Here is a 16,551-nt window from a genome sequence, read left to right as displayed (position 1 = left end):
CAGGAGAAAAGATTCGGGAATTTGCCCGAATCTCTCACACACTCTTCACACACTTATGCTAATACTTTCATAACTGATTTAACAGATTCAGCCGATTGATCAAGCGCTGCTTTCTCCTCTGCTGTCAGCTCAAGTTCAATGATTTCTTCTAGACCGCCACCGCCAAGAATCGTTGGAACGCCGAGACAGATACCATCATATCCATACTCACCTTCTAGGAAGGCGATTGAAGGAAGCACTCTTCGTTGGTCTTTAACGATCGCTTCTACCATCTCAACCAAGGAAGCAGCTGGTGCATAATAGGCAGATCCGTTACCTAATAGATTAACGATTTCTCCCCCACCTTTACGCGTGCGCTCAACAATTGCATCTAAACGCTCTTTAGAGATTAATTTTTCTAACGGAATTCCCCCTGCATAAGAGTAGCGTACGAGTGGAACCATATCATCTCCATGGCCACCAAGAACAAAACCAGTAACATCTTTTACTGATACGTTAAGCTCCATAGCAACAAAGGTACGGAAGCGTGCTGTATCTAAGATTCCAGATTGTCCAATTACACGGCTTTTAGGGAAACCAGATTCCTTTAATACCGTGTAAGTCATCGCATCGACTGGATTAGTTAATACGATAATCGTGCAATCAGGAGAATGTTTAACGATCTCTTTCGTTACGCTCTTCATGATTCCAGCGTTGGTGTTCACGAGGTCATCACGGCTCATTCCAGGCTTACGAGCAATTCCTGCTGTTATAACCACTACATCAGATTCAGCTGTATCTGCATAGTCGCTAGTACCGGTAATAGACGCGTCAAATCCTTGAACAGGACTTGCTTCCATCATGTCGAGCGCTTTACCTTTTGTAGGGTTCTCCATTTGAGGAATATCAACTAAAACTACATCCCCAACTTCTTTTTGTCCTAAGATAAAAGCCGTTGTTGCTCCTGTAAATCCTCCACCAATAACCGAAATCTTTTTTCGTTTGTTAGCCATGTCTTTCCCTCCAGGAACAGTTTTAATAAGCATAAATGATGTTGAGAAAACCCCTTATAAAAAGGGGTCAGTTAGATTACATGTTTTTGATTAGTTCGTCAGCAAACTCAGAACATTTAACTTCTGTAGCGCCGTCCATTAAGCGTGCAAAGTCGTAAGTAACAACCTTACTCGCGATTGTGTTTTCCATAGAAGAAAGTACTAATTTAGCAGCTTCTCCCCATCCTAGATGTTCAAGCATCAACACACCTGAAAGAATAACAGATGATGGGTTTACTTTATCAAGACCAGCATACTTTGGAGCAGTACCATGAGTTGCTTCAAAGATTGCATGTCCTGTTTCGTAGTTGATGTTAGCACCTGGTGCGATACCGATACCACCAACTTGTGCAGCAAGAGCGTCAGAGATGTAATCTCCATTTAAGTTCATCGTAGCAACTACATCAAACTCAGCTGGACGAGTTAAGATCTGTTGTAAGAAGATATCAGCGATAGAATCTTTAACAATGATCTTACCTGCAGCTTCAGCATCTGCTTGTGCTTTGTTTGCAGCATCTTTTCCGCTTTCTTCAACAATGCGGTCATACTGAGCCCACGTGAATACTTTATCACCAAACTCAGCTTCAGCTAACTCATAACCCCAGTTCTTGAAAGCACCTTCTGTATATTTCATGATGTTTCCTTTATGAACAAGCGTTACACTCTTACGTCCTTCGTTGATTGCATACTGAATCGCTGCACGAACTAGACGCTGTGTACCTTCTGAAGAAACCGGCTTAATACCGATACCTGAAGTTTCAGGGAAACGAATTTTGTTAGCTCCCATTTCATCTTGTAGGAATTGAATCAACTTTTTAACTTCATCAGATCCACTTGCATACTCGATACCAGCATAGATATCTTCTGTATTCTCACGGAAAATAACCATGTTTGTATCTTCAGGGCGTTTTACTGGTGAAGGCACACCTTTGAAGTATTGAACTGGACGAAGACAAGTAAATAGATCCAACTCTTGTCTTAAAGCAACGTTTAAAGAACGGATTCCTCCGCCTACTGGCGTTGTTAAAGGTCCTTTAATCGCAATTATGTAATCGCGAATCACATCAAGAGTTTCTGCAGGAAGCCATTCACCTGTTTGGTTAAACGCTTTTTCTCCTGCTAATACTTCTTTCCAAACGATTTTTTTCTCACCGTTATATGCTTTTTCAACAGCAGCTTCTAATACACGTGAAGCAGCAGCCCAAATATCAGGACCCGTTCCGTCACCTTCGATAAAAGGGATCACCGGTTGATTTGGTACGTTTAATACACCATTGTCGACTGTAATACGTTCTCCGTTAGACATTTCTAAATTCCTCCTAATTCTTGTATTGCATGTACTATACTAGTCTACTAAAAAACATAGGGAAAAGAGAAGAAGAATCCCTTCTCTTTTTGTGATATAACCTATCCTTTTTATATTATCTTTGTTCTAAAGCAACATATTGCTGCATGTCAGGTCCGATATATTCAGCACGAGGGCGAATTAGACGGTTGTTTTCGTATTGTTCTAAGATATGTGCAATCCAGCCAGAAACACGGCTGATCGCAAAGATCGGCGTGAATAGGTCATGATCGATACCTAAGCTGTGATAAACACTTGCAGAATAGAAGTCTACGTTTGGCAGCAAACCTTTCTTCTGCTTCAGCGTATCATCAATCTTAACGCTCATCGTATACCATTTTTCTTCACCTGTGATAGATGTTAGCTGTTTAGACATTTCACGCAAATGTTTTGCGCGTGGATCTCCGTTCTTATAAACACGGTGACCGAAGCCCATAATCTTTTGTTTGTTCTCAATCGCGTTGTCCAAGTAAGATTCTACGTTTGCTTCTTCACCGATCTCAGAAAGCATCTTCATAACTTGTTCGTTTGCTCCACCATGAAGTGGTCCTTTTAAAGCACCGATCGCAGCTGTAATTCCTGAATAGATATCAGAAAGAGTAGCCACACAAACACGTGCAGTGAACGTGGATGCATTCAGCTCATGGTCAGCATGTAAAACTAATGCTTTGTTAAAAGCTGTTTCAGAAATTTCATCAGGCTCTTTACCTGTAAGCATATATAGGAAGTTAGCTGCATAGCTAAGTTCTTTTTTAGGAGCAATCGGATCTTTTCCTTCCCTAATGCGTGCAAATGCCGTTACGAGTGATGACATCTGAGCTTGAAGACGGATGGCTTTTTTGTAGTTTCCATCTGTAGACATATCCTCTGCTTCTGGATCGTACATCGCTAATGTCGACACGATTGTACGCAATACAGTCATAGGATGTGTATTCTTCAAAGGAAGCGATTTCATTTGTTCCAACAATTCTGCAGGCAGCTCACTAGCCTCAGCAAGTTCTGATTTAAAAGATTCTAGTTCAGATTGGGAAGGCAGTTTACCATTCCAAAGCAAGTATACAACTTCCTCAAAAGTTGCATGTTCAGCTAAGTCATCAATGCTATATCCTCTATAGGTTAATACATCGTCAATGATAGAGCTGACAGAAGATGTCGTTGCAACAATTCCTTCTAATCCTCTTGTAGCTGTCATGGCTATCTCTCCTTTTTTTCTGTTATTCTCTCTTCTCCTTTAATTGTTTCACTTTTTAAAAAATAGAAAGAGCTTACATTTTCCTTGTAATAAAAAAGCTGGATTCAAGGTTACATTCCCAACTTTTTTAATCTCGAAACTGAGACTTGAAAAATGAAAGACTATTTAAAGGAAATGGGACATACATATCAATTATAAACAATAATCTGATATTTGTGAACGGATATCACTTAATTCGTGCCGAAACCGTCATGAACCTGAAAACAATCCTACTAATTTCATGGCCATATAAGCGATTCCTGCTCCGATCAATGGCCCAACAGCCACTCCTTGAAATAGAGCAACAGCAAGGATCGTTCCTAAGACTAAAGCTGCCGTAATATGAGGATCATTCTGAAGCAGATGAAGTCCTTTACTTGCGATCACTGCAACGAAAATTCCAGATAGTAAAGCCACCCACGCATAATATGAACGCAATGAATCAGACAACTGTTTAAATCCTATCTCACCGGATGCTATCGGTACTAATACGGCAATCGTTATGATCGTCACACCCCAATTTATTCCTTTTTGCTGAATAGCAGGAAACCATTTGTCACCCATACCGGTAAATTTTAACACTAACAAAAATGCCACTGCGACGATTAATGATTGATTTTTTGCAAGTAAGCCAATAATCAATAACCCCAATAAAAAAAGTAAAGGTCCCATAGTTTCATTCCTTTCTCAAAGATGATATGTACTGAAAAGGCAGGTGAAAAATTTGTATGCTGAACTAACACATCGCTTGTTGCGTATAGGATTTATTCTATTCCTCGCTGTTGCCCTTATTTTTTCTGGCTATTATGTTTCCGCTATTCTTTATCCATTCATTGCAGGCGCAATCATAGCACTGATGATCAATCCTTTTGTAGACTTTATCGTGGATCGATTCAAAGTGAATAGAGCTCTAGCCGTCATTCTTTCTATATTAGGCCTTTTAGGTGTCATTGTCTTGTTACTAACCTTGCTGATTCAAGAGATGATGACTGGTTTTGCCTATATTGCACATGAATTGCCCGCATATATTCAAGAGCTGGTCTTTTATTTTGAACGGTCTTTTAAAACGAACGTTCTTCCTTTATATCAAGATTTACTCTCCATCTATAGCAAATTGGGAACGGATCAGCAAGAAACGGTAATGGATAATATCGAGAAGATCGGAACAGGTATTACCACAAATGCTTCCAGTATGACACAGGCCGTGATTAATAGTGTCTCTCTAATGATCGTAAGTCTTCCAACTTTTTTAACGGTTTTTATTTTTTCACTTCTCGCTGCTTTCTTTATTAGTAAGGATTGGTATCGTCTAACAGGATTCCTTAACGCGCTCTTCCCTGAAAAGTTAATCCATACTGTCACAACCGTATATGTAGAACTCCGAAAAGCTTTATTTGGCTTTTTAAAAGCTCAGTTAACCTTAATCTCTATAACAGCTTGTATCGTATTAGTAGGTCTCTTGTTGATGCGTATTGACTATGCTGTAACCATATCTGTACTGATCGGAGCGATCGATCTGCTACCATACCTTGGGACAGGTGCTGTTTTTCTGCCGTGGATCGCTTACTGCTTCTTAACAGGAAATTACACGCTAACGATCGGACTATCCATCTTGTATGGTGTTGTCGTTATTCAGCGACAGATCATGGAACCAAAGCTTCTATCACAAACGATCGGACTTGATCCTCTCGCGACACTAGTTTCTTTATTTGCTGGATTCCAGCTTCTAGGGTTTATCGGCCTTATCATCGGGCCTGTTATCCTAGTTGTAATTCGTGCGCTGTATGAAGCAAAGTTCTTTCATGAGCTCTATCAATTTGTTATGAAGCCTATACACAAATAAAAGAACGGATGCTCTAAGTGAGCATCGTTCTTTTTGTTTGATTGTTTTCATGTTCATTGTTGCTTTTGAAAGTAGTCGATTTCCATTACAGGCTGCTCGCTTTCCGCGGGGCAGGCGGTGAGCCACTTGCCGCTTTGCGCCTTTAAGTGTCTCACCTGCCCACCTGTCCCGCAGGAGTCTCGCACCTTTCACTCCAATCAACGGTCAAAGAAGAGTAAACAAACAGACTTGAAAGCAAAAATCGTTTAGAAAACAGCCTCATATGATTTACAATGTTGACTCTGTCAGTAACTAGTAACTCTACCTTCTTTTTATGAAGTAAAACTGTCCTGATTGCATCTTTTGGAAGAGTTTTGCTTTCATCCACAACTTCACAGGCTTTCTTAGTGGAGGGATAAGTAAGAAGAACCCTAGAATGTCGGTTAGAAATCCAGGTGCTAAGAGTAATGCTCCACCGACTAGGATACATGCCCCATCAAGAACTGCCTCTCCTGGCATCTGTCCGCTCTCAAGTTGCACCTTCACACGTTGAAGGGTTTGTACACCTTCTCTTTTTGCTAAATAAGCGCCTAGTATACCCGTTATAAATATCCCAGCAATCGTCGCTGGAATTCCTATATATTGTCCAGCCAGTATAAAGAGTCCTACTTCGATGGCAGGAATAAGAATAAAGATCGGTAAAAGCTTACGAAACAAATAAACCACCGCTTTCATTAAACATGTAATAAGGAATCAAGCCTATTCCTTTTTTACGAATCAAAAAAGAGAAGGTTTCACCCTTCTCTTTTCGTATCATTAGATAACGTTCTTTCTTCCGTCATAGATGTATCCAACAGAAGCATCAATCGTAATCTCTTGTCCATCTTTAAAGATTTCAGTTGCATTTTGTAAGCCAACGATAACCGGAATACTTAGTGATACTCCACATACAGCAGCATGGCTTGTTAATCCGCCTTCTTCTGTAATAACAGCAGATGCTTTTTCGAACGCACCAATCATGTCACGGTCAGTTCCTACCGTTACTAGAATTGCACCTTCAGTCATCTTATCCATCGCTTCTTGAGCTGTTTTAGCTACAACTACTTTTCCTGAAGCAGATGATTGTCCGATTCCTTGAGCTTTAGCAAGCACATCACCAATGATGTGGACCTTCATTAGGTTTGTAGATCCAGATTCACCTACTGGTACACCTGCCGTGATCACAACAAGGTTTCCGTGTTGAACAGCTTCTGCTTTAAGCGCTGAATCAATTGCAATTTGGAACATTTCATCTGTTGTTCCAGCTTTTTCACCTTTAACTGGTGTTACTCCCCAAACAAGTGCAAGCTTACGGCAAACATCTTCGTTGCTTGTTACTGCGATAATAGGAGCTTTTGGACGATATTTTGAAATCATGCGAGCTGTTTGACCTTTTTCAGTAGCAGTAATAACTGCATCTGCATCTAGGTTAAGAGCTGTAAAGGAAACAGATTGAGAGATCGCATCTGTAATTGTCGTTTTGCTCTCTTTGCTTCTTGAAGATAATAATGTTTTATAGTTCAACGAGCTTTCTGCACGGCTTGCAATCTTATGCATGGTAAGAACCGCTTCAACTGGATAAGTACCAGCAGCTGTTTCACCTGATAGCATGATCGCATCAGTTCCGTCAAAGATCGCGTTTGCTACGTCACTCGCTTCAGCACGCGTTGGGCGCGGGTTACGTTGCATAGAATCTAACATTTGAGTTGCCGTAATAACTGGTTTTCCAAGCTCGTTACACTTCTTGATTAACATTTTTTGAACAAGAGGTACTTCTTCAGCCGGGATCTCAACACCAAGGTCACCACGCGCTACCATCAGACCGTCAGAAACAGCAAGGATCTCATCGATATTGTCTACACCTTCTTGGTTCTCAATCTTAGGTATGATTTGAATATGGTTTGCATTGTGTCGATCTAAGATCTCACGAATTTCAAGAACATCTGTTGCACGACGTACGAATGACGCAGCAATAAAATCAACACCTTGTTCAATGCCAAACTCGATATCTTTTGCATCTTTGTCTGTAATACCTGGAAGTTTTACGCTTACGTTAGGTACGTTTACACCTTTTTTGTTCTTTAATGTACCGGAGTTTAAGATCTTTGTAGTCAGTTCTTTTTCGCCGATCGCTGTTACCTCAAGTTCGATCAGTCCATCATCAAGAAGGATTCTTGATCCAACATGTACGTCTTCAACAAGACCTGGATAAGTTACAGAGATCTTTTTGTCGTTACCAACTACTTCTTCCATAGAAACGATCAATTCGTTTCCAGCAACAAGTTCAGCAACTCCGCCTTCAAGCGTTTGAGTGCGGATCTCAGGTCCCTTCGTATCTAAAAGGATCGCAACTGTTTTTCCAAGCTCTTTAGAAGCTTCACGAATGTTGATGATTCGTTGACCGTGCTCATCAAAGTCACCGTGTGAGAAATTTAGGCGGGAAACGTTCATCCCAGCATTCATTAATTCTTTTAACTTATCAATACTTTCGCTCGCCGGTCCTATCGTACAAACGATTTTTGTTTTGCGCATCATGTAAATGGCCTCCTGGTTTTCTTTTTTCGCAGAAAGGCATCGTAAGGCATCTGCAGTCAAACTGCAGCCGTACGATGCATTAGCAGATTATATGGATAATTCTTGTGATAATTTATACATTTGTTTATCTATTGAATGTTTTCTAGATAATACTTCTGTAATGTCATAATCAACAAGTTTGTTATTTTCGATACCTACTGTACGCCCAGCTTTACCTTCTAATAAAAGTTCAACCGCTTGCGCACCTAGACGGCTTGCTAGTACACGGTCAAAAGCTGTAGGGGAACCACCACGTTGGATGTGACCCAGAACCGTAACCCTTGTCTCGAAGTCTGTAAGCCTTTCGATCTCTTTAGCAACATCAACGCCGCTTCCACAACCTTCAGCGACAATTATGATACTGTGTTTCTTACCGCGCTCATGTCCTCGTTGCAGCTTTTGTACGACTTGATCCATTTTATGATCTTCTTCTGGAATGAGGATCGTCTCAGCACCATCTGCAAGACCAGCCCATAGAGCCAAGTCACCAGCGTCACGTCCCATTACCTCAATGATATAAGTACGCTCATGTGAAGTAGCCGTGTCACGAATCTTATCAATCGCATCGATAATCGTATTTAAAGCTGTATCAAAACCGATTGTAAAATCTGTACCCGGAATGTCATTGTCGATCGTACCAGGTACACCAATCGTTGGGTAACCTTGTTCAGACAATTTCTTAGCACCTTGGAAAGATCCGTCTCCACCAATAACGACTAATCCTTCAATACCGAATTTTTTCAACTGCTCGATACCTTTTTGTTGTCCTTCTGGTGTTTTGAACTCTAAACAACGTGCTGAATGAAGCATCGTGCCTCCACGGTGTATAATATCTCCAACAGATCCTAATTCTAGTTTCTTAATATTCCCCGAAATTAGTCCTGCATAACCATTGTATATCCCATAAACTTCTAAGTCATGGTAGATTCCTTTTCGAACAACCGCCCGAATCGCAGCGTTCATGCCTGGTGAATCGCCACCACTTGTTAGAACTCCTATCCGCTTCATGAAACATTTCACCTCTCTAGTTCTCTCGTCTTATTAAAATATCATGTTCAAATGTTGAACACAATAGACAACAATAGGCAAAAAAATGCGCCTTTCCCTAAGCAGAAAGGCACATTCCCTATTTAACAACAATGGAATCGTTTACAAACCCAAATTGTCCGATTTTTTTATATTTTTCATAGCGTTGATTTATGAGCTCTTCTTGTGACATTGACAGCAAAGAATGTAAAGAATCTTCCAAAACCTGGTCGATCAATTCTGCTTGATGCTTAGCGTCTTTATGTGCTCCGCCCTTAACTTCTTCAATAATCTCATCAATAATTCCTAACTCTTTTAAGTCTGGAGCAGTGATTCTCATAGATTCTGCTGCTTTCTTTGCCATTGAAGCGTCTTTCCAAAGAATGGCAGCTGCTCCTTCTGGAGAGATAACAGAATAAGTTGAGTTCTCGAGCATGTGTACGTAATTTCCTACACCTAACGCTAATGCTCCACCGCTTCCGCCTTCTCCGATCACAACACAAATAACAGGAACAGTTAACCCAGCCATCTCAACTAAATTACGAGCGATCGCTTCACTCTGTCCTCTTTCCTCAGCTGCTTTTCCTGGATATGCTCCCTTTGTATCAATAAAACAGATAATAGGTCTATTAAACTTCTCGGCTTGTTTCATTAAACGCAGTGCCTTGCGATAGCCTTCTGGATGAGGCATACCGAAGTTACGACGAAGATTTTCTTTCGTATCCTTTCCTCTTTGGTGTCCGATGATCGTAATAGGAAGTTCCTTATAAAAAGCTACTCCTCCAACGATCGCTTCATCGTCCCCAAAGAGACGGTCTCCGTGTAATTCAATGAAATCCGTAAAAAGATAGTTAATATAATCAAGGGTAGTTGGGCGTTCAGCATGTCTGGCAATTTGAACACGATCCCATGGCTTCATCTCTGAATACGTACTGTTTTCAAGGTTAGACAATTTTTCTTCTAGCCTCTTGATCTCGTCTGTTAAATCAATATCTTTCTCATCCATAAATGACTTAAGCTCTGCGATTTTTTTCTCCAGTTCGTGTATCGGTCTTTCAAATTCTAGTTCTGCTGCCATGCTTTACACCCTCCCTTCTGTATGAATCTTTACTAACGTACTCAATGTTTTCTTCATTTCACTTCTATGGATGACTCTATCTAACTGCCCGTGTTTTAATAAAAACTCTGCTGTCTGAAAATCATCCGGCAATTCCTGGCGAATCGTTTGTTCTATGATTCTTCTGCCAGCAAACCCGATCAAAGCCTTAGGTTCAGCAAAATTGTAATCACCTACAGATGCGAAACTTGCGGAAACGCCACCAGTTGTCGGGTGTGTCATGATAGAGATAAACAACAACCCTTTGTCACTCAAACGTTTAAGAGCTACACTCGTTTTAGCCATCTGCATCAAACTCAATACGCCTTCTTGCATTCTAGCTCCGCCAGATGCTGTAAAGATGATAAACGGTGTTTCTTGATCGATCGCGTGCTCGATCGCACGTGTGATCTTCTCACCTACAACAGAACCCATGCTACCCATTCTAAAGCGAGAATCCATAACCGCTAATGTTACATCACGGCCATCAATCTGACCGGCACCTGTAACAACGGCTTCATTAATTTTTGTTTTCTTTCGGTCACCTTCAAGTTTCTCAACATAATCTGGAAACTCTAAAGGATTTCCAGAAATCATGTCTGCATCATATTCTGTAAAGGTTCCTTCATCAATCAGAGCCGCTATTCGTTCTTGTGATGACATTGGATAATGATATTGACAGCCTTGACATACAAGTAAGTTTTTTCTTAACTCTTTTGTTACCATGATGTGCTTGCATTCTGGACATTTACTCATAATTCCTTCTGGAACGTCTTGTTTAACTTTACCAGTTGGTATCGTGGCATATTTTTTCTTTTTTACAAACAATCCTTTAATCATAAATGAATAACACCACCTATTCGATTGCGTTTAGAGCATCGTTTTGTTTTGATAACAAACTCGTCAGCTTCACAGCATCTTTTGATTGAAGAAGTGTCAGGACTTCCTCACAAAATGCTCGTGACCAGTACGAGTTTGCTCGTTGCAATGAAGACCCATAACCCGTTAGTTCTACATATAAACGATAAAGAAGATGATTGCCGCATGCTTGGATCACAATTTTTTCGAATTGTTTGCAAGCTCTATGAACTTGCTCTTGTTCGTTCGTATCCATCTGTTCAATAAGATTTGTCAGTTTAGAGATAGTGGCAGATTCAGCTCTGCGTACAGCAAGCTCCACACAGTCTTTAATAACAATATGTCTTGTTTCCTGAAGATCGTGTCTAGCTTTATTATCATTCAAGATGAACGAAGCTAGCACTTCAACGAGCCGGTGTCCGGTTGCTTCACGAATAAAGGTCCCTTCGCCTCTTCTTGTCTCGATCAGACCTAAAAGTTCTAGAGATCGCAGTGCTTCGCGAACAGATGACCTTCCAACCTTCAGGCGGTCACTCAGCTCCCTTTCAGATGGGAGCTTGTCACCCGCTTGAAGACCGTCCTCAACGATAATCGCTTTAATTTGTTTAAGAATTTCTATATATACTTTTTCGGTAGGCTGGACAGACATTCCTCTCTCCTCTACCGGTTTCATTCATCTTTTCCGATAATAGCTAGTTTCTTAGTCTTTTCAGCGATGTCTTCAGGATTCATACGAAGTCTTGCTACTCCCGTTTCCATAGCCGCAGTAGCTACAGCTGCAGCAACAGCAGGTGCTACACGCGGATCGAATGGTGCTGGAATTACATAATCCGCCGTCAATTCTACTGGGTTCACCAGATTTGCGATCGCATGTACCGCTGCAATCTTCATTTCCTCATTGATGTGTGTTGCACGAACATCAAGAGCACCGCGGAAAATACCAGGAAACGCTAACACGTTATTTACTTGGTTAGGAAAATCAGATCGGCCTGTTCCAATGACCATCGCACCTGCTTCACGCGCTTCATGTGGCATGATCTCAGGGTTCGGGTTAGCCATAGCAAAGATAATCGGTTCAGGGTTCATCGACTCAACCATTTCCTTTGTTAATGCACCTTCTACTGAAACACCTACAAAAACATCTGAACCACTAATGACATCAGCAAGTGTTCCTTCTTGTTTCGTACGGTTTGTAAAGTTTGCTACTTCTTTTTTCACAGAGTTCATTCCGAATGGACGACCTTCATAGATCGCACCTTTTGTGTCGCACATGATGATATCTTTCACACCAAAACGATCTAGCAATTTAATAATTGCGATTCCAGCTGCTCCAGCTCCGTTAACAACGACCTTAATCTTAGACATTTCACGTCCTGTTAATTTAAGAGCATTTACGAGTCCCGCTAGCGTAACAATAGCTGTACCATGCTGATCATCATGGAAGATTGGAATATTCGTTTCTTTCTTTAATCGCTCTTCGACTACGAAACAATTCGGTGCTGCAATATCTTCTAAGTTCACACCGCCGAATGTAGGTTCAAGTAATTTTACCGTTTCAACGATCTTGTCCACATCTGTCGTATTCAAGCAGATTGGGAACGCATCAACGCCAGCAAAACTCTTAAATAGTACTGCTTTTCCTTCCATTACAGGAAGTGCAGCTTCTGGCCCGATATTTCCGAGACCTAATACAGCTGTTCCATCAGAAACAACAGCTACTGTGTTACCCTTCATCGTATAGTCATAGACTTTCGTTTTGTCATCATAAATATCTTTACACGGCTCTGCCACACCTGGAGAATATGCTAAGCTTAAATCTTTCGCGTTACGTACAGGTACCTTTGATTTTGATTCTAATTTCCCTTGATGTGTGCGGTGCATGTGTAGTGCTTCTTCTCTTAATGTAGACATTTTTTCATCTCCTAATGATTTTAAATTTAAGGTTGATAAGCCAATTAGGAGGTGGTCAGACCACTAATATTGACTCATCCATTATAACAAAAGTTAACAAGCTGTAAAGGTTTTTAATTTCTTCTAAATACGACATTACCCTCACCAATAACAGATTGCAATTCTAATAACAAGTTTTCGGAAACATTTACTTTTTGTGAAATCTGGACCTTTTGTCTATTCTCTTCATAGATCAAAACAACAGATGTAGAACCTTTAGATTCGTCGAAAATGGTCTTCATCGCATTCAGATGCTGAGACGACTGATGGTCTTTATCTATTTTAATAAATAGGGTCGGCTGCTCATTTGACTTTAGATCTTCGAGCAGTCTGCATTTATTCACAAGAATCTGCAGTGATTCGTTACGGTGCTCCACACTTCCTTCTATAAACAATTGTTGTCCTTTCTGAAGAAGAGAATGGTACGCTTCATAAACTTTCGGAAAAGCCACGGCCTCTATCTCACCACTTTCATCACTGATCGTCAGGAATGCCATGAGTTCTCCTTTTTTGGTTTTGATCGCTCGTACTTTGTCCACAAGAACACCTAGACGAACGGATGATTTTTTTTCTTTTAACTCATTGATGTTAACCGCTTTCCAGCTGATTAAGGTCGTTCGAAATCTTTGCAGCGGATGTGAAGAAAAGAAAAAGCCTAAAGCTTCTTTTTCAAACTTAAGTTTTTCGCTTTCTTGAAAAGATTGAACAGAAACATAGGAAGGTTTAGGCAAATTAATATCATCATCAAAAAGATACATCTGATTCTTTCGTGAAATTTCCTGAAACTCTTCACCATATTCAATCGCAGTTTCTAATGAAGCTAGCAACACTGCTCTATCTTGCCCCAATTCATCCAAAGCTCCTGCAAAAATTAATGATTCGAGTGTACGTTTATTCACAACTTTCTGAGGACAACGTGAACAAATATCGAACAGATCATGAAACGGTTCTTTTTGGTTCTCTGTCATCAACATCCTAATTGCATTGTAACCAACGTTTTTTATTGCCAACAGACCAAATGTGATAGTAGATCCGTTTGAAATAAAAATTTCACTGCCTTTTTTTATGGATGGTGGTAGAACAGGAATTCCTCTTTGCTCGGATTCTTTAATATATTGATTCACTTTATCATGATTCCCAATCACGCTTGAAAGCAGAGCCGCCATAAAGTAGGCTGGATAATTCGCCTTTAAAAAGGCAAGTTGATAAGCGATCACACTGTATGCAACAGCATGGCTCCTAGGAAATCCATAATCAGCAAAACGTACGATCAAGTCGTACAACGCATCTGCAGATTTTTCATCATAGCCTTGCTCTAGACACCCCGCAACAAAGTGTTGTCTCTCACGTAGAAGAATATCCCTTTTCTTCTTGCCTACTGCTCTCCTAAGCAAATCTGCCTCTCCTAGTGTGAAACCAGCAGCTTTTGTTGCAATCTGCATAATCTGTTCTTGATAAACGATCACACCATATGTTGATTGTAAAATCGGTTCCAGATCAGGGTGCATGTATTGCACAGTCTTCAGACGATGTTTGCCTGCAATATAGTCGGGAATATTCTGCATCGGACCCGGCCGATAAAGAGCATTCACCGCTACGATATCTTCAAACTCCGTCGGTTTAAGCTGCTGAAGAACTTTTCTCATCCCGTCAGACTCAAGCTGAAACACCCCAGTAGTATCACCTTTTGCAAGAAGATCAAATGTTTTAGCGTCGTTGAATGGAATATCATTCAGACTAATCTTCACATTTTCATTTTCTTCGATCGCCCATAAGATGTTTTCAATGAGCGATAAATTTCGCAAGCCCAAAAAGTCCATCTTCAACAGTCCTGCAGCTTCAAGCCATTCCATACTATATTGTGTAAGAGGTATACCGTCATGACCGGTTTGTAAAGGTACTTTTTGAACAAGTGGTGCTCCTGACAAGACTACGCCTGCAGCATGGGTTGATGCGTGCCTCGGTAAACCTTCAAGTGTCATTGCGATCTCAACTAGCTTTCTCACATCAGGTTCATTCTTGTACGCCTGTTGCAGGCCCGCTGATTCTTTCAACGCATTTTCCAACGTTATTCCTGGTCTAGATGGAATATTCTTAGCGGTAAGATCAATAAGGGCTGGAGCAAAATCCATTACTCTGCCCGAATCCCTTATCGCAGCTCTTGCAGCTAATGTTCCAAAAGTAATGATCTGTGCAACATAATCTGTACCATATTTACGCGCAACATAACTTAATACTTCATCACGACGGTTATCAGGAAAATCGATATCAATATCAGGCATCGTGATCCGTTCAGGGTTTAAGAAGCGCTCGAAGATCAGTTGATGATGAATAGGATCAACATTGGTGATCTTAAGGACGTAAGCGACTAATGAACCTGCTGCAGAACCTCTTCCTGGTCCTGTGATCATCTTTTCGTCGTGTGCAAATTTCATAAAATCCCATACAATCAAGAAATAATCTTCAAAGTTCATGCTTTTAATAATATTGAGTTCGTATGTTAATCGATCTTTGATTTCAGGTGTTATCGTTTCGTACCGATTTAAAAGTCCTTTATTGCACAGCTCTGTTAAATATTCATAGCTGTTCTTATTGTCAGGAACAGGGTATTTGGGCAAAGCGATGTTACCAAGATCAAGCTCGAGCGAACATCTTTCTGCCAGTTTGGACGTTGTATCCAGTGCCTCTTCAGCATGGGAAAATAGACGTTCTATTTCTGTTGGGGATTTAAAATAAAACTCATCGGTCTGCAGTTTAAATCGATCACGATTGTTTTTCTTCTCGCCTTGTTTGATGCAAAGCAGGATATCATGCGCGTCTGCATCCTCTCTTTTCATATAATACGTTTCATGCATACAAACGAGAGGGATGAGATATTTCCTTGAAAGGTTGTGCAATTGGAGATTTATTGTTTTCTCTATACCTGTATCATGATCTTCTATTCCAAGGTAAAAGCGGTCTTTAAAACACGATTTATAGAATTGAAGCATCCGATCTAATATTTGATCGTCAAGGTTTTCACGAGTAAGATACTGCTGAACCTCACCTTCTATTCCTGATGAAACAGCAATAAGGCCTTCAGCATGATTTGAGATTTCTTCATAAGAAAGAGGTGACACTTCACCGTCCAGCTTAGTCTGCATAAGCGTTGTGAGTTTTAATAGATTTTCATAGCCTTCTATGTTCATGGCATATAAAAGAAGTTTGTGGTGTGAACTTATCTTCTCTTTTGTATCTGCTTGATTTCTTCCAACTTCTGCTTCTAATCCAATGATAGGTTTGATGCCAGCTTTTACACAGGTTGTATAAAATTTTAATGCTCCATACATATTGGATTTATCTGTTAACGCTAACGAGGTATATCCAAGCTCTTTTGCATATTGAACAAGCTCTTCAATTCGACAAGAGCTTTCAAGAAGCGAGTATTCACTATGTATATGCAGTGGGACAAATCCCATACCATCACTTCCTTTACGCACCTGTTTGCATTCCATTATAGTACAGAAGTTCGCATGTGTTAATGAAACAGTTATGAATTACGAGCGATTATTCATTTTCACTCAAATTAGCATACACTTC

The 16,551-nt window shown here is 40.5% G+C and carries 13 protein-coding genes; 1 reads left to right on the top strand and 12 read right to left on the bottom strand.

All coding sequences use genetic code 11. From position 1 onward, the window contains the following. Nucleotides 1-53: 53 nt before the first annotated feature. From mdh to FS458_RS05830, 4 genes are all read right to left on the bottom strand, one after another. Nucleotides 54-992, bottom strand: coding sequence for a malate dehydrogenase (mdh, locus tag FS458_RS05845; RefSeq protein ID WP_066396759.1), 939 nt, complete (start codon nt 990-992; stop codon nt 54-56). 76 nt (nt 993-1,068) lie between these two features. Further along, nucleotides 1,069-2,337, bottom strand: a complete 1,269-nt coding sequence (icd, locus tag FS458_RS05840; protein WP_066396762.1) for an NADP-dependent isocitrate dehydrogenase — start codon at nt 2,335-2,337, stop codon at nt 1,069-1,071. Between the two features lie 115 nt (nt 2,338-2,452). Continuing rightward, complete coding sequence (citZ, locus tag FS458_RS05835; protein WP_144698661.1) at nt 2,453-3,568, bottom strand: citrate synthase; 1,116 nt, start codon at nt 3,566-3,568, stop codon at nt 2,453-2,455. Nucleotides 3,569-3,817: 249 nt separating this feature from the next. Continuing rightward, nucleotides 3,818-4,279, bottom strand: a complete 462-nt coding sequence (locus FS458_RS05830) for a DUF441 domain-containing protein (RefSeq protein WP_144698659.1) — start codon at nt 4,277-4,279, stop codon at nt 3,818-3,820. A gap of 52 nt (nt 4,280-4,331) precedes the next feature. Here FS458_RS05830 and ytvI point away from each other — a divergent pair, with 52 nt between their 5' ends. Continuing rightward, entirely contained in the window at nt 4,332-5,450 is a 1,119-nt protein-coding gene (ytvI, locus tag FS458_RS05825; RefSeq protein WP_231607507.1) for a sporulation integral membrane protein YtvI, read from the top strand. Nucleotides 5,451-5,750: 300 nt separating this feature from the next. On the opposite strand, the gene FS458_RS05820 is transcribed toward ytvI, so the two are convergent. From FS458_RS05820 to dnaE, 8 genes are all read right to left on the bottom strand, one after another. After that, nucleotides 5,751-6,155 (bottom strand): FxsA family protein, encoded by a 405-nt coding sequence (locus tag FS458_RS05820; protein ID WP_313957533.1) that lies wholly within the window; start codon nt 6,153-6,155, stop codon nt 5,751-5,753. 90 nt (nt 6,156-6,245) lie between these two features. After that, entirely contained in the window at nt 6,246-8,000 is a 1,755-nt protein-coding gene (gene pyk, locus FS458_RS05815; protein ID WP_137790652.1) for a pyruvate kinase, read from the bottom strand. Nucleotides 8,001-8,090: 90 nt separating this feature from the next. Next, the gene (gene pfkA / locus FS458_RS05810) at nt 8,091-9,050 is read right to left on the bottom strand and encodes a 6-phosphofructokinase (protein ID WP_144698653.1); all 960 of its coding nucleotides are present in this window, start codon (nt 9,048-9,050) and stop codon (nt 8,091-8,093) included. Between the two features lie 118 nt (nt 9,051-9,168). Continuing rightward, nucleotides 9,169-10,146 carry an acetyl-CoA carboxylase carboxyl transferase subunit alpha gene (gene accA, locus FS458_RS05805; protein ID WP_144698650.1) on the bottom strand — a complete coding sequence of 326 codons (978 nt, stop codon included), beginning with the start codon at nt 10,144-10,146 and terminating at the stop codon, nt 9,169-9,171. 3 nt (nt 10,147-10,149) lie between these two features. Next, the gene (accD, locus tag FS458_RS05800) at nt 10,150-11,004 is read right to left on the bottom strand and encodes an acetyl-CoA carboxylase, carboxyltransferase subunit beta (protein WP_144698648.1); all 855 of its coding nucleotides are present in this window, start codon (nt 11,002-11,004) and stop codon (nt 10,150-10,152) included. Nucleotides 11,005-11,020: 16 nt separating this feature from the next. Continuing rightward, complete coding sequence (locus tag FS458_RS05795; protein ID WP_186320463.1) at nt 11,021-11,671, bottom strand: FadR/GntR family transcriptional regulator; 651 nt, start codon at nt 11,669-11,671, stop codon at nt 11,021-11,023. A 20-nt stretch (nt 11,672-11,691) separates the two neighbouring features. After that, a complete protein-coding gene (locus tag FS458_RS05790) occupies nt 11,692-12,933 on the bottom strand; it encodes an NAD(P)-dependent malic enzyme (protein ID WP_144698644.1) in 1,242 nt (413 codons plus the stop codon). 113 nt (nt 12,934-13,046) lie between these two features. Then, nucleotides 13,047-16,430: a DNA polymerase III subunit alpha gene (dnaE, locus tag FS458_RS05785; RefSeq protein WP_144698642.1), complete on the bottom strand. Its 3,384-nt coding sequence runs from the start codon at nt 16,428-16,430 to the stop codon at nt 13,047-13,049. Nucleotides 16,431-16,551 lie beyond the last annotated feature (121 nt).

The organism is Fictibacillus phosphorivorans (assembly GCF_007673525.1).
GTDB classification, from domain to species: Bacteria; Bacillota; Bacilli; order Bacillales; family Fictibacillaceae; genus Fictibacillus; species Fictibacillus phosphorivorans_C.
This window is presented reverse-complemented; position numbering and strand designations above follow the sequence as displayed.

What these genes read in the sequence shown, in the direction of transcription:
- pyk (WP_137790652.1), bottom strand. Translation starts at nt 8,000, where the DNA reads ATGCGCAAAACAAAAATCGTTTGTACGATAGGACCGGCGAGCGAAAGT.
- citZ (WP_144698661.1), bottom strand. Translation starts at nt 3,568, where the DNA reads ATGACAGCTACAAGAGGATTAGAAGGAATTGTTGCAACGACATCTTCT.
- icd (WP_066396762.1), bottom strand. Translation starts at nt 2,337, where the DNA reads ATGTCTAACGGAGAACGTATTACAGTCGACAATGGTGTATTAAACGTA.
- dnaE (WP_144698642.1), bottom strand. Translation starts at nt 16,430, where the DNA reads ATGGGATTTGTCCCACTGCATATACATAGTGAATACTCGCTTCTTGAA.
- accA (WP_144698650.1), bottom strand. Translation starts at nt 10,146, where the DNA reads ATGGCAGCAGAACTAGAATTTGAAAGACCGATACACGAACTGGAGAAA.
- FS458_RS05830 (WP_144698659.1), bottom strand. Translation starts at nt 4,279, where the DNA reads ATGGGACCTTTACTTTTTTTATTGGGGTTATTGATTATTGGCTTACTT.
- FS458_RS05790 (WP_144698644.1), bottom strand. Translation starts at nt 12,933, where the DNA reads ATGTCTACATTAAGAGAAGAAGCACTACACATGCACCGCACACATCAA.
- pfkA (WP_144698653.1), bottom strand. Translation starts at nt 9,050, where the DNA reads ATGAAGCGGATAGGAGTTCTAACAAGTGGTGGCGATTCACCAGGCATG.
- FS458_RS05795 (WP_186320463.1), bottom strand. Translation starts at nt 11,671, where the DNA reads ATGTCTGTCCAGCCTACCGAAAAAGTATATATAGAAATTCTTAAACAA.
- mdh (WP_066396759.1), bottom strand. Translation starts at nt 992, where the DNA reads ATGGCTAACAAACGAAAAAAGATTTCGGTTATTGGTGGAGGATTTACA.
- accD (WP_144698648.1), bottom strand. Translation starts at nt 11,004, where the DNA reads ATGATTAAAGGATTGTTTGTAAAAAAGAAAAAATATGCCACGATACCA.